The 12,994-nt window shown below is 47.1% G+C and carries 13 protein-coding genes; 6 read left to right on the forward strand and 7 right to left on the reverse strand.

The genetic code is table 11. The features are described from left to right. Nucleotides 1-11: 11 nt before the first annotated feature. The 4 genes from porW to MVI27_RS03990 all read right to left on the reverse strand — a co-directional run bounded on the left by porW (nt 12) and on the right by MVI27_RS03990 (nt 4,487). Entirely contained in the window at nt 12-2,576 is a 2,565-nt protein-coding gene (gene porW, locus MVI27_RS03975) for a type IX secretion system periplasmic lipoprotein PorW/SprE (RefSeq protein ID WP_246959395.1), read from the reverse strand. A 74-nt stretch (nt 2,577-2,650) separates the two neighbouring features. Beyond that, nucleotides 2,651-3,220: a Maf family protein gene (locus MVI27_RS03980; RefSeq protein ID WP_246959798.1), complete on the reverse strand. Its 570-nt coding sequence runs from the start codon at nt 3,218-3,220 to the stop codon at nt 2,651-2,653. A gap of 3 nt (nt 3,221-3,223) precedes the next feature. Then, nucleotides 3,224-3,745 carry a KdsC family phosphatase gene (locus tag MVI27_RS03985; RefSeq protein WP_246959396.1) on the reverse strand — a complete coding sequence of 174 codons (522 nt, stop codon included), beginning with the start codon at nt 3,743-3,745 and terminating at the stop codon, nt 3,224-3,226. After that, the gene (locus MVI27_RS03990; RefSeq protein WP_246959397.1) at nt 3,735-4,487 is read right to left on the reverse strand and encodes a Rossmann-like and DUF2520 domain-containing protein; all 753 of its coding nucleotides are present in this window, start codon (nt 4,485-4,487) and stop codon (nt 3,735-3,737) included. Before MVI27_RS03990 ends, MVI27_RS03985 begins: the two co-directional genes overlap by 11 nt. A 102-nt stretch (nt 4,488-4,589) precedes the next feature. Here MVI27_RS03990 and MVI27_RS03995 point away from each other — a divergent pair, with 102 nt between their 5' ends. The 4 genes from MVI27_RS03995 (at nt 4,590) to lepA (ending at nt 8,260) form a co-directional block, all read left to right on the forward strand. Further along, the gene (locus MVI27_RS03995; RefSeq protein ID WP_246959398.1) at nt 4,590-5,141 is read left to right on the forward strand and encodes an RNA polymerase sigma factor; all 552 of its coding nucleotides are present in this window, start codon (nt 4,590-4,592) and stop codon (nt 5,139-5,141) included. Between the two features lie 11 nt (nt 5,142-5,152). Beyond that, nucleotides 5,153-5,692 (forward strand): hypothetical protein, encoded by a 540-nt coding sequence (locus MVI27_RS04000; protein WP_246959399.1) that lies wholly within the window; start codon nt 5,153-5,155, stop codon nt 5,690-5,692. A gap of 7 nt (nt 5,693-5,699) precedes the next feature. Then, complete coding sequence (locus tag MVI27_RS04005) at nt 5,700-6,212, forward strand: hypothetical protein (RefSeq protein WP_246959400.1); 513 nt, start codon at nt 5,700-5,702, stop codon at nt 6,210-6,212. Nucleotides 6,213-6,463: 251 nt separating this feature from the next. Further along, nucleotides 6,464-8,260 carry a translation elongation factor 4 gene (gene lepA, locus MVI27_RS04010; protein ID WP_246959401.1) on the forward strand — a complete coding sequence of 599 codons (1,797 nt, stop codon included), beginning with the start codon at nt 6,464-6,466 and terminating at the stop codon, nt 8,258-8,260. A gap of 403 nt (nt 8,261-8,663) precedes the next feature. Here the strand turns inward: lepA and MVI27_RS04015 are convergent, their stop codons facing one another. Both MVI27_RS04015 and MVI27_RS04020 read right to left on the reverse strand, forming a co-directional pair. Further along, nucleotides 8,664-9,233, reverse strand: a complete 570-nt coding sequence (locus MVI27_RS04015; RefSeq protein WP_246959402.1) for a hypothetical protein — start codon at nt 9,231-9,233, stop codon at nt 8,664-8,666. Nucleotides 9,234-9,485: 252 nt separating this feature from the next. Beyond that, a complete protein-coding gene (locus tag MVI27_RS04020; protein WP_246959403.1) occupies nt 9,486-9,917 on the reverse strand; it encodes a hypothetical protein in 432 nt (143 codons plus the stop codon). A 203-nt stretch (nt 9,918-10,120) separates the two neighbouring features. Here MVI27_RS04020 and MVI27_RS04025 point away from each other — a divergent pair, with 203 nt between their 5' ends. Both MVI27_RS04025 and MVI27_RS04030 read left to right on the forward strand, forming a co-directional pair. Continuing rightward, nucleotides 10,121-11,818: a M14 family metallopeptidase gene (locus MVI27_RS04025; RefSeq protein ID WP_246959799.1), complete on the forward strand. Its 1,698-nt coding sequence runs from the start codon at nt 10,121-10,123 to the stop codon at nt 11,816-11,818. Between the two features lie 60 nt (nt 11,819-11,878). Then, on the forward strand, nt 11,879-12,019 hold the full coding sequence (locus MVI27_RS04030) for a MepB family protein (RefSeq protein WP_416346213.1): 141 nt from the start codon (nt 11,879-11,881) through the stop codon (nt 12,017-12,019). Between the two features lie 61 nt (nt 12,020-12,080). Here the strand turns inward: MVI27_RS04030 and MVI27_RS04035 are convergent, their stop codons facing one another. Next, complete coding sequence (locus MVI27_RS04035) at nt 12,081-12,962, reverse strand: cupin-like domain-containing protein (protein ID WP_246959404.1); 882 nt, start codon at nt 12,960-12,962, stop codon at nt 12,081-12,083. Nucleotides 12,963-12,994: the final 32 nt, after the last annotated feature.

The raw sequence follows: 12,994 nt of genomic DNA on the forward strand, positions 1-12,994 counted from the left end.
TTTGTATTTGGTTAGCGCTTTTGTGGTGCCGGTGCGGTTCGCTGACCGGGCGTTACGTTTAGCAAACGAGGATCGCGTCGCTCAGCCGGCGTATTATCAGGCATTTGGCCAGGCACGGCAGAACTCCCGGGTCTGGTTACGGGCCTCCGCGGGTCTCGCGGACGTACAGGTACACCCGGATCCTCCTCACCCACCTGTAACACTTGGTGAACGCCTGGTTCGGGCTTCACCGGCTGCGTAAGACTGTTTCCCTGCGCATCGCGTTCTTCCAGCTCCAGATCGCTTTGCAGGTATTTCAGCATTTCGGCAGCTTTTTGCCCTTCTGCTGTATTCGGATAATTGAGCACCAGCTGTTCCAGTTGCAGGATCATGATTTCCTTGCCTGCTGTTTTGCCGGTGTTAAAGGCATTAAGCAATGTAAATTTAGGTACTAAACCATCTTTCGGATACTGCTGCAGCGCTTGGTCCACCAGTTCGTGGCTTTTTTCATACTCACCTGCTTCATACGATGCAAATGCCTGCTGATACAGCTTCTCCACCTCTTCCGCTGATTGTGAAAAAGTATTGTTTTTTGGGTTTCGTACAAACTCTGCGTAGGAAGTGTAGGGGAATTCCTGAAGAATGGTTTGCTTGGCGCGCTCTGCTTCTACTGCATTTTTTTCGTAATTATAGACGAAAAGGTGATACAGCGCCTGAAGTTTTACCTCTTCTTCCGGATTGTTTTCCACGAGTTCCGTCAGCGTTTTGGTTGCCAGTGGCGTGTCGGAAAAATAGTTTTCATACATGGTTCCCAAACCCAGCGCTGCCGTATCCCGTGCTTTTTTCAGGGCAAGAATTTCCTCGGCACGTGTGGGTATTTTCTCCATATAAAATTCGGGTTCCAGCCGGCGAGGATCCGGTGCGGTGGCCAAGCCCATCGCTTCGTTTTTCAGGTCTTCAATCGAATTGCTGCGGGCAGAGGTGCGCCAGTTATCGCTGAGGGCGCGGTTTCCCCAGATTTGTTTAAAACTGCTTTCTCCTTTGTTTACCGTGCTGGTATTAGCGAAATAAAAACTTCCTTTACCACTGCCGCCAAATTCCTGAAAGCCGCCGCTATTTCCCGCGAAAACAGAATTCGCCGAATAATCGCCGGTATCGAAACCACGGCTTCTTTCGGCACGTCTTTCTTCCTGTTCGCGAATTGCTTCTTTGGCCTTCAGTTCATCAATGTATTTGGTAAAGTAGGCAATACGCTCACTTTCCGGCATACGGGTTAGCGCCAGGATACTGTCGTTTCTAAGGATGAGGTAATAATTGTTAGAAACTTTTTTAATGTTTTCCGTTCTTTCCTGCAGCAGATTTTTCGCCGGTGCGTAGGTCATAACGGCAAGTGCAGAATCATAATAAGCACCCGCCGACAGGTAATCACTTTTATCAAAAAACGATTTACCGATTTCATAATACGTCAGACCACGCAATTGCGGATCTGAAACTTTTTCCTGCAGGGCACGGGTAAAATAGGCCTTTGCTTCTTCCGGTTTTCCGGCTTGTGTGGCCAATAGTCCCAAGGCATAATAAAATTCGTTTTTGCGTGAACTGTAGGTTCCCTTGCGGCTCATCTTTTCAAGATAGTCCTGCGCACCGGCATAATCATCTTCACCGGCACTGTAGGTTTTGGCAATTTCTACCTGAGTTTTAACTTCAAACTCAAAATCATTTGCGTATTTGTAAGCCGTCACGAAACTCTCGCGCGCTTCTTCTTTTTCTCCTAGTTCAGAAAGTAACTGACCGCGCAGAAAAGCAATGCGGCTGCGCAGTTTCCGGTCTTTATTCTGTACAAAGGCTTCGCTTAATGCTTCCGCAGCTTCTTCTTTTTTGCCCGCCTGCAACAGAGTTTCAGCGTAGTAAGCGCTCAGTAAACCGCGATCGTCTTTCTTTAATTTACCGGGATCCAGGGCAGCAAATAAATCCAGCGCGCGCGGGTAATCCTGCATTTTGCTGTAGGCTACCGCTTCATAAATCCGCGCCTTGCCGAGCCGCTTATCTTTCGGCATATGCACAAAAACGTAATTCAGCGCATCAAGTGCGTCCAGTGGCCTGCCCTGGTACAACCTCGACTTTGCTAAGAGAATATGCGCATCAAATATTTTCGGATTTTGCTCCTCACCATTTTTGAGCACAGAATATTTTTTAATAGCTTTCAGTGCTTTGGCTTCAGAAATTTCCAGAATGCTGGCACCCTTCCGCCCGCCTGCGGTTGCATTACGGTTCTGGCTCATGGGTGTTCCCATACTCAGCGCGCGTGCATTTCCGGGACCGGCCGGCGCAACAATATCATCGCCAAACATGCCCGGATCCTGCATGGTACCATCAGCCACGGCTTCTTCGGTAAACAATGGAATATACGGTGCATAAAAATTTTCTTTATATCCACGCTCGCGGTTGCGAAGCTCCGTTTCCAGGGCATCCTTACTGTTGAAAAGTGTATTGTAATATGAAAAGAAACCTTTCATAAAAGCAGAATCGTTCGTTTTCTTTCGGGAGGAACAGGAACCGAGCGCAGCTACTGCCAGCAGGAGTAAAGTTATATTTTTCATTAAATCATTAACTTATAAACGTCGGGTTTAGTATATAAGGGCACCCGCAATTGTAAAAATACACTTTTCAGCAATTACAGCAGGCCGGCACCCGACTTTTTCAGCAACGCGTACAAAAGGTGGGTCGGCAATCCCATCACAGTATAAAAACTGCCCGTAATTCCGGTTATTTTGGCCATACCTATCCACTCCTGGATTCCATAGGCTCCTGCTTTATCAAACGGCCGACAGGTTTCGATGTAATACTCGATTTCCTCCAAAGACAATTCAGCAAAAGTAACGTTCGCCACATCACTTTCTGTGAAACTATCTTTTACTGTGCGAACGGTAATGCCGGTCCAGACTTCATGCGTACGGCCGGATAGCTGTTGCAGCATCGACGTGGCTTCCGCTTTATCTTTTGGTTTTCCCAAAATTTTTCCCTCGCAAACCACTACGGTATCAGCGGTAATCAGAATTTCATCATCCGTGAGATCAGTGTAGGCATTGGATTTAAGTCCCGAAAGCCAGCCCGCCACAGAGGCTGCCGGCAAATCTGGCGGGAAAGTTTCATCACAATCCAGCGATAAAGTTGTAAAAGAATACCCCAGTGACTGAAGCAGTTCGCGGCGGCGGGGAGAGCCGGAAGCAAGAATTAATTTCATCATTTAAACGCTGCGTGTATGGTCGTCTTCCTGCCAGGTTCCGTGTATTTTCATCACCTGCTCTATCACATCACGCACAGCACCTTTTCCGCCCAGCACCGGTGAGATATACTCGGCGACGGCTTTCACTTCCGGTACCGCATTCTGTGGGCAGGTCGCTAACCCGGAGTTTTGCATCATAACACAATCCGGAATATCATCGCCCATGGTCAGGATTTCTTCTTTTCTTAAATTATATTTTTCGCGGAATTCTTCAAACTTTTCCAGCTTGTCCGAAATCTTCGCGTAATAATCTGTGATCCCCAGGTAGTTAATCCGGTGCCGCACGGAAGGATCGTCTCCGCCCGTAATCACACAAATCGGATAGTTGTGTTTTCGTGCTTTCACCACGGCGTACCCGTCCAGCACATTCATCGTACGGCACATACTCATGTCCGGCATCAGGTACACGCTGCCATCGGTGAATACACCATCCACATCAAATACAAAAGCTTTAATATTCTTTAATTTCTCTTTATAACTCATACATTTTCTTTATAGATTCATTCATCACCTGATAGATCTGCCGGGTTTCCGGATTGCTGATCAGCTGCTCATGCAGTTCCAGCACGCGGGTGTCATTGCGCACGGCCGGCCCGGTTTGGGCATCAACCGGTTCCATGGTTTTCAGTTTTTCAAATGTTTCCGCAATCAAGGGCCGGAAATAATCAAAGGGAATTTCCTTTGCGTCGGCAATCTCCTTCGCCCGCGCAAACAAATGATTCACAAAATTACAGCTGAACACCGCGGTAAGATGAATGTATTTCCGCTTTTCATAATCTGCTTTCAGCACACGGTTTGAAATTTGGCTGGCCATCCCGAAGAGTGTTTTCTCATCTTCCGGATTTTCCGCTTCGATAAAAAAAGGAATTTCCTGATAAGTGAGAGGTTTATTGCGGGAAAAAGTCTGCATGGGGTAGAAACAGGCTTTGCGGTAGGCACCCTGCAAGATTTCCTTTGGCAGTGAACCAGAAGTGTGCGCCACCAGGCAGTTTGTATTTGTAATTAAGGCAGAAACTTCGGCAATGGCATTATCAGAAACACAAATCAGGTAGAGGTCTGCTGCCGCAAGTTCTTCACAAGAATAAGGAATTGCCAGCTCCGAAGATATTTCCCGGAGTGCGGTGCAGTTGCGCCCGAATATCTGATTGATTTCCAATCCGTTTTGCCTGAAAGCTCTGGCCAGATGGCCGGCCACGTTGCCTGAACCAATAAGGACAGTCTTCATAAAAAAGGATAATAACAAAGATACAGTTTTGGTTTGGACTAAAAATTGGACGTACATTTAACTTTCCAATAAAACCAGTATCCAAAAACCGAACGCATCTTAATGAAGAGTCAGGAGGCAGAAATTATCAAGTTGATGTCCAGCGGAAAAACCCGTGAACAGGGAGTCCGCCAGATGATGGATGCCTACCAGAGCCGCCTCTATTGGCATATTCGCCGGTTTATTGTGGACGATGACCTGAGTAAGGATGTGTTGCAGGATACCTTCATCAAAGCGTATCAGAATTTTCATCAGTTCCGCCAGGACAGCCAGCTCTACACTTGGCTTTACCGAATCGCGACCAACGAGTCACTGCAGCAGCTGAACAAAATGAAAAGAATGCGCCGCAGCGATGAGGAAACAACCCAGCATTTGCAGAATCTGGTGGCAGAGAACGCCCAACCCAATGCGGATGAAATTCAGCTTCTGTTGCAAAAGGCCATCCAGACCCTGCCCGATAAGCAGAAACTGGTGTTCAATATGCGGTACTATGAAGACCTGCCGTACGAAGAAATGTCGCAGATACTGGATATGTCCGTCGGTACCCTGAAAACCAACTACCATTATGCCAAACAGAAGGTAGAAGAATACATAAAACAGAATTTTACAGAATAAAATTCAGCACCATGAACCCATTTGATATTGAAAAATTAGAGCGCAAAAATATTTTCCGGGACCAGGAACCGGACTTCAGTGCCATGCAGCAGCAGGTGCTGCAGCAAGTGCAGGCGCCCATTCCGCTGAAATCTCGCCCAAAAGTCTGGCTGTACAGTGCGGCAGCCGCTATTGTACTGCTCTTTGGTTTAGGTTTCCTGATCACGATGCCGGCCGACAGCAGTGCACCACAGCTCGCGCAGCAGCAGCCGGAAACAGCAGCGCCGGTGCGCACCGCTGCGATCGCCACAGTAGAATCCCCCGAGGCTCAGGCGCTCGAATTGCTGGAAGACGATTTAACCCAGGTTCAGAATACGCATCCAACCCACAGTTCCGTGAGCCACGCCAACTATACCCCGGCGAAACATAAGGAACAGCCACAGGCCGCACAACCCGCTGTTCGCAAAACAGAACAGCAGGTGGATCAGATTCTGGCCGGTTTTACCAGAGCAGATCTGGCAGACCTCGCTAATAATGCCGAGCAGGACGTGTACCTGGATTTGTATAATTAAACACCGCATGAAAAAGATTTTTACCACCCTCAGCCTCACCTTCGCGGTAACCCTCGCCTCTGCGCAGCAGCACAGCCTGGACTGGAAAAGCATGAAGCCGGAACAGCGCAAAGAAATGATCAAAAATATGAAACCCGATGAGCGGATGGCTTTACTGCAGGAGTTTCGCGAGAAGATGATGATTGCCGAACTGCAGGTACCTGAGTCACAGCAACCGGAATTCCGCACGCTGTACAACGAATATCAGAACCGCCAAAACGAAATCAAAAGCAGGTTCACACCCAGCGAGAACTTCCGCACGATGAGCAACGAGGAAGCCACACGGCAACTGAACGAAAGTTTTGAAATCGGCCAGCAACTGCTGGATAATCGCAAGGAATACGCACAGAAATTCATGAAGGTTCTTTCTGCCCAGCAGGTTCTGCAGATGTACCATACCGAGGGAAAAATGAGGACCAAAATTCTGGATAAAAAACAAGACGGCACCGGAAATTCCGGCCCGCAGCGCAGGCGACCATAATAGTTTATTTTTTTTTAATGTTTGGCGACCTCTGCAGTTTCGTACTGTAGAGGTCGTTTTTTTTGGGCGAGTCCCGTAACAACGCCTGCCAGCCTTGCGCCGGGACCGCGCTCTTCGCTCCTACTCCTCGCCCCGCCTTACCAGGCGTGGCTGTGGGGTAACCGCTGCGATCCCTCTCGCAATTCATGCCGCTGAAAAGCAGGTATTTTTCCCGCAAAAAAGAGTAAATTTGCAGCTTACGATAAATATAGATGAAAAACATACGCAATTTTTGCATTATCGCGCATATTGACCATGGCAAATCCACCCTGGCCGACCGCCTTTTGGAATATACCAATACGGTGACCCAGCGGGAATTGCAGTCGCAGACTCTGGATGATATGGACCTGGAAAAAGAGCGCGGTATTACCATAAAATCCCACGCCATCCAGATGGATTACGAACTGAATGGCGAAAAATATGTGCTGAACCTGATCGATACGCCCGGGCACGTGGATTTCTCCTACGAGGTTTCCCGCTCCATCGCGGCGTGCGAAGGTGCTTTATTGATTGTAGATGCCGCCCAAAGTATTCAGGCGCAAACCATCAGTAACCTGTATCTGGCTTTGGAGAATGACCTGACGATTATTCCCATCCTGAATAAAATCGATTTGCCGTCCGCCAACCCGGAGGAAGTAACCGACGAGATCATGGGCCTGCTCGGCTGTGATTATGAAGACGTACTGCGCGTCTCCGGCAAAACCGGTGAAGGTGTGCATGAACTGCTGGAACAAATTGTGAACCGCATCCCGGCGCCGCAGGGCGACCCGGAGGCACCATTGCAGGCACTTATTTTCGACTCGGTGTACAACCCGTTCCGCGGGATTGAAGCTTACTTTAAAGTAGTAAATGGCAGCATTAAAAAAGGCCAGCGCATTAAATTCATGGCAACCAATAAAATGTACGAAGCCGATGAAGTGGGAACCTTAAAATTAAAACAAACACCAAAACCGGAAATTAAAACCGGTGATGTTGGTTATATCATTTCCGGGATTAAAGATGCCCGCGAAGTTAAAGTAGGTGACACCATTACCACTTTCGAAAACGGAGCACCCAAAGCGATTGAAGGATTTGAGGAAGTAAAACCGATGGTATTTGCCGGGATCTATCCGATTGAAGCAGAAGATTTTGAAGAACTTCGTTTCTCTTTAGAAAAACTGAGACTGAATGATGCGTCGCTGGTCTTCGAGCCGGAAAGTTCTGCCGCACTTGGCTTCGGCTTCCGCTGCGGTTTCCTGGGGATGCTGCACATGGAAATTGTGCAGGAAAGACTGGACCGTGAGTTTAATATGGACGTGATCACCACGGTACCCAACGTAAGCTACCACGGCTATTCTAAGAAGGATCCGGACACACCGATCTTGATCAACAACCCTTCTGAAATGATGGATCCGCTCACCATGGACCGTGTGGAGGAGCCGTATATCAAGGCATCTATCATTACCAAGTCTGATTTTGTGGGCCCTGTGATGACGCTTTGTATTGAAAAGCGCGGCGAAATTGTGAACCAGTCCTATCTGACAGCAGATCGTGTGGAACTGATTTTCAACATGCCGCTGGCAGAGGTGGTTTTCGACTTCTATGACCGCCTGAAATCTATTTCAAAAGGATATGCGTCCTTCGACTACCATCCGATTGGCTTCCGTGCTTCCAAGCTGGTAAAGATGGACATTCTGATCAATGGTGATATGGTGGATGCGCTTTCCTCTTTGATCCACGACAGCAATGCCTACTATATCGGAAAAAGAATGTGTGAGAAACTGCGTGAACTGATTCCGCGCCAGCAGTTTGATATTGCCGTGCAGGCCGCTTTGGGTGCAAAAGTAATTGCAAGAGAAACCATTAAAGCCCTGCGAAAAGACGTTACCGCGAAATGTTACGGTGGTGATATTTCCCGTAAGCGTAAACTCCTGGAGAAGCAAAAAGAGGGAAAGAAAAAAATGAAGCAGATCGGTCGCGTGGAAGTACCGCAATCCGCATTTATGGCGGTATTGAAGCTGAACGATTAGCAGATGAATTTAAATTAAAAATAGAGGCTGTTCCGGTGGGAGCGGTCTTTTTTGTTTTTAAAATCATTTAGGAGCAAGAATCTCAATTGAAATGCGCAGGGTGCAGTATGAAATGACAGATCTGTTGAAAGTTAATATTGAACGTCTAGAACCGCTCAAAGTCGGGAGACTTTGCGCAGCGAGGGCTGTTCCGGTGGGAGCGGTCTTTTATATTGTTACATTTGAGCATTAATAGCAATAACTTTCTATTAAAACCACAATACAGGAAGAAAGAGCTGTAGTTGTACCATCAGCTTGCCGATGTTTCCATCGAAGCTATCTTAATATAACTCAAAACCAAACTTTTAGCAAAATTATTTTCAGCAGCCTGAGCGCACACGCACGTTCAATACAGAAGAAATCGTTAGAAATAAATATCTACATAATCGGTTAAGCCAAAACAATGTTCCATATTCTGCAACCGCCAATATTTTCGGTTCTTTGTTGAAAGGAAAGTCTGTGGCCCTTTTCGCACGCACAAGCCTCCGTTGCTTGTTACAAAACTTTCTATGGTGCCTTCAAAGGCCAGCTCGCGATCAGAAATCAAAGTAGCCCTACCGTCGATGGTTACGTAATCACCGTCTATATTTTGCGAACCTTGAATATGATATTTATTCTCCCCGATTTTTTTAAAAGTAATGGTGCCGGGCCGATCCCAGCTGAGCCATTGGAGTGTCAAACTGTGCCTTCCGCTAAGATCTTTAAGCGGAGTTATAGCTGGCATTTCGGTATCAGCGATATAATCATTTTTAGGCGGCGTTTGCTGATCGGTAATGATTGACTTTAAGCTGTCGATTTCACGCTGATTACGATCCACTTGATTCTGCAGATTCCTGCTGTTTTCGGTGGTTACAGGTGTGGATACCCTCTCTCCGGTCTTCTTTGAGCAGGCAGTTACGCACAACGATATAATTACAATCCATAGATGTTTCATAAAAATAGTTTTCCAAGGGTGTGCAAATACTGTGCGAACTGCCGCGCATGCATACCTGTTCACAATGCGCAGGTTACACAGAAAATGGTAATGCCAGACTCGAGATAAGACCTTATAACAAGGGAGTTTTTATGCTTTGCTTTCCATACTGATGCTACATAGTAAGGAAGCATAGTTATCGGTAGGATCGTCGATTCAATAGATCAGGGTACGGCTTATCCAGGTTAAACTTACACTTTCATTTCACCAATTCTAACAGTCATTCATCTCATAGTGCAGTACCTCATATCGTTCTTCGTAAGCTTTCATCATTTTGTTTGTGGTGGGAACTTCCTTTAAACTTACGTTCAGTTTCCGGTCGCCTTCAGGTGAAATCCAATAGCCTTTTAAAGTTTCGCCGGCTGATTTCAGACTTAAAATTCCGGTAATTTCACCTTCTACCATCACCAGTTTGTTTCGCTCGTCATCGGAAATGGCGAGGTAAAGCCATTTACTTACGTTGTCGTATTTATACATTCCGTAGTAAAACGTCGGACCGCAGCCCGAGGTGTCTTGTTTCAGAAACAGCGTCACCGGATACTTGCCAACAGTTCCTTTGTACAGAAAATTTTTAACGCCTTCCTGCGCGGACAGGAAACCATAGAAAAGCAGAAACAGAAATGAGAGTACAACTAATTTTTTCATAGTAATTATTTTTTGGTGGAAAAAGATTTCCTTTTAAAATTACAACTATCCGGCGGATAAGTTCCCAACATCTTTTGCAAAGTTTCCGAATTATATTGTTAATATTTCGCACCGGCCATGGTGAAATGTATTCATCATATACGTTCAAACAATTACCTTTGGCAATACAAACAGTACCTCATTACGCCACACATCCGTATTCAATGAAAAAACTTCCTGCCCTCCTGCTCTTTTTCTCTTCTTTTCTGCCTGCCCAAACAGCCTATCCCACAGCGTTCGAAAAGGGCAACGGGAACCAGACCACGACCTATGCTGAAATGGTGCAATACTATGATCAGTTGGCGGAGAAGTTCCCTGCCATCACCGTGGAGAAATTCGGCCAGGACGATAATGGAGAGCCGATTCGCGTGGTCGTGTTCAGTAACAGTCCGGACGAAGATGCGCCGGTCATTCTGATTAACAACGGTATTCACCCCGGCGAACCCGATGGGATTGATGCCACCATGATGCTGATGCGTGACCTGGCCACCGGTAAAGTGAAACCAGCCAAAATAAAGGTGGCCGTCATCCAGGCGTATAACATTTCCGGGATGCTCCGACGCGGCAGTTACAGCCGTGCCAACCAAAACGGACCGGAGCAATATGGCTTCCGTGGAAATGCACGCAACTATGACCTGAACCGTGATTTCATTAAAACCGATACCGAAAATGCCAAAGCTTTTCAGCAGATTTTCCGGCATTACCAGCCGATTTATTTTATAGACAACCATGTGAGCAACGGTGCGGATTATCAGTATCTCTTCAGTTATATTTCTACCAACCGCGAACGGCTCGGCACCGCGCTTGCCGGTTATTTCAATGAAACCATGCAGCCGGCGCTGCTGAAACAACTGGAAAAACAGAAGATTCTGACCGTTCCCTATATCAACGTGCACGGCGACACACCCGAAAGTGGTTTTGCCGCTTTCATGGACAGTCCGCGGTATGCCACCGGCTACACCACCCTCTTCAATACGCCCGGCACCGTTGTGGAAACCCACATGCTGAAGCCGTATGCCGACCGCGTGCGTGCCACCTATCAGTATAATCTCCACAGTGTGCTTTACACTGCTGCCCACGCGCAGGAAATCAGGAACAGCATAGCAAAGAATTCAGCACAATACCTGCCCGGTAAGAAATACACACTGCAGTGGAAAACCGATAGTACCCATACGCAGCAAATCGATTTCAAAGGATTTGAGGCCGGCCGAAAGCCGAGCAAGGTTTCGGGTGAACCGCGGCTGTATTATGACCGCACAAAACCTTTTACGCGCAAGGTTACCTTTTTCGACCGCTATCTGCCAGCCCGGGAAGTGGTTATTCCGGAATATTATGTGGTGCCGCAATCCGAACGCAAGGTACTGGAGCATCTGCGCCGCAACCGGATCCAGCTGAAAACGCTTTCCCGCGATTCGCTTATTCAGGTACAGGAATACCGCATTGCCGGCTACAATACCGTGAAACAGCCCTATGAAGGACATTATCTGCATTATGATACGCGCACGTCCGCTGCCATGCGGGAGGTTCTTTTTCGCCAGGGTGATGTGCTGGTTTCTACGCGCCAGCCCGGCGTTAAGTATCTGCTCGAAACACTGGAGCCGGAAGCCACGGATTCTTTCTTTAACTGGAATTTTTTCGATGCGGTTCTCGGTCAGAAAGAATATTTTTCTCCTTATGTTTTCGAAGATACTGCGGCAGATTTACTACAACATGATGCGAACTTGCGAAAACAGTTTGAAGCTGCAAAAGCCGCCGATGCCGAACTGGCAAAAAGTGGCAGCGCACAACTGGAATGGCTCTATCGACATTCTCCCTACTACGAAGGAACCGTGGGCCTTTATCCCGTGTACAGAGTGCTCTAAGACTTTTATTAAAATAAATTAAATAGCCCTCGTGTTTCAGCTGGCAAGCGCGGAATCAGGGTGTATCCACCGTGGGATCAGCCGGCCAGCAAACAGGCAGAGAAAACACAACGCTGGCAAATATCCTATTTCGTGGAGATTGAAAGAAACGGCTCTACAAGAAGTGATTTGGTGCGGCGTTTATTTCACCTTGCCAGATAAAGTAAAAGGCCTCTGTTTAAAGACAAGGTACATGCAAAAAGCTTCCGGATTGCGGAAGCTTTCATTTTGGTAACCCTTTTCTCAGTGCGTAGTTAGCCCGCTCAATGGCTTTCTTTTCTTTCCAGGCCATGTACTTTCCTTTGAAGCGCGCTTTCATAAAGTTATCGAAATTACGCTGCACGGTCAGGTTCCAAAGGGAATGTGCTTTCACGCCCCAGGATTTATCCCACGCCCGCAGCGAGATGGAGAAACTGCCGTCCAGGTATTTCATCCAGTGCCACCAGCCGGTGGGCATAAATAAAGTATCACCGTGCTCCAGAAAGCATTCCACACCTTCTACCCCATCCAGTGCCGGAAACTTTTCGAAATCAGGGTTGGAGATATCGTAGTCTTCCAGGGAATAGGTTGCATACGGTATTTTATACAGCCGGTCTTTCCATTTATAATCAAAAAGCAGGATGTGTTTGCGCCCGTTAAAATGCGTGTGAAAGATATGCGCCATATCAATATCATAATGCAGAAAGGTCACCGAACCTTTCCCGCCGAAGAACATATTGGGGTATTTATCCAGGAAGCCGCCCATCAGTTCTTTGGGAGCAATATAATCCTTCAGCAGCTTCGGCGCAGATTTAATCGGGTCAAACAAAAAGATCCGCAGGTCGGTTTCTTTTTTTTTAATTAAATCAATATAATCACCGAACTTCATTTTGGCCGCAGAAGCGTTTATTGGTGCAGACGGGTCTGCTTTGGAAGAATCGTACAGCGGAACTTCCACATCACCCACCATTTCTTTCATGTACTCCAGAGTCCACTTTTCGTATGCCGGCCACTGCCTCGCCATGTTTTTGATGACCAGGGGTTTACGCGGAATCAGATAATTTTTAATAAAATCTTCCTGTGTGATGCTGTCTACTACGTCTATTGGCTGCAAATGAAGTCCCATGGCCGGTTAATTTAAAGGGGTAAAAGTACTAA

Origin of the sequence: Chryseobacterium salipaludis, assembly GCF_022968825.1 — a bacterium.
Taxonomy (GTDB): domain Bacteria; phylum Bacteroidota; class Bacteroidia; order Flavobacteriales; family Weeksellaceae; genus Kaistella; species Kaistella salipaludis.

Excerpts from the sequence above, each read along its gene's own strand:
- porW (WP_246959395.1), bottom strand. The coding sequence starts at position 2,576 with ATGAAAAATATAACTTTACTCCTGCTGGCAGTAGCTGCGCTCGGTTCC.
- MVI27_RS03980 (WP_246959798.1), bottom strand. The coding sequence starts at position 3,220 with ATGAAATTAATTCTTGCTTCCGGCTCTCCCCGCCGCCGCGAACTGCTT.
- MVI27_RS03985 (WP_246959396.1), bottom strand. The coding sequence starts at position 3,745 with ATGAGTTATAAAGAGAAATTAAAGAATATTAAAGCTTTTGTATTTGAT.
- MVI27_RS03990 (WP_246959397.1), bottom strand. The coding sequence starts at position 4,487 with ATGAAGACTGTCCTTATTGGTTCAGGCAACGTGGCCGGCCATCTGGCC.
- MVI27_RS03995 (WP_246959398.1), top strand. The coding sequence starts at position 4,590 with ATGAAGAGTCAGGAGGCAGAAATTATCAAGTTGATGTCCAGCGGAAAA.
- MVI27_RS04000 (WP_246959399.1), top strand. The coding sequence starts at position 5,153 with ATGAACCCATTTGATATTGAAAAATTAGAGCGCAAAAATATTTTCCGG.
- MVI27_RS04005 (WP_246959400.1), top strand. The coding sequence starts at position 5,700 with ATGAAAAAGATTTTTACCACCCTCAGCCTCACCTTCGCGGTAACCCTC.
- lepA (WP_246959401.1), top strand. The coding sequence starts at position 6,464 with ATGAAAAACATACGCAATTTTTGCATTATCGCGCATATTGACCATGGC.
- MVI27_RS04015 (WP_246959402.1), bottom strand. The coding sequence starts at position 9,233 with ATGAAACATCTATGGATTGTAATTATATCGTTGTGCGTAACTGCCTGC.
- MVI27_RS04020 (WP_246959403.1), bottom strand. The coding sequence starts at position 9,917 with ATGAAAAAATTAGTTGTACTCTCATTTCTGTTTCTGCTTTTCTATGGT.
- MVI27_RS04025 (WP_246959799.1), top strand. The coding sequence starts at position 10,121 with ATGAAAAAACTTCCTGCCCTCCTGCTCTTTTTCTCTTCTTTTCTGCCT.
- MVI27_RS04035 (WP_246959404.1), bottom strand. The coding sequence starts at position 12,962 with ATGGGACTTCATTTGCAGCCAATAGACGTAGTAGACAGCATCACACAG.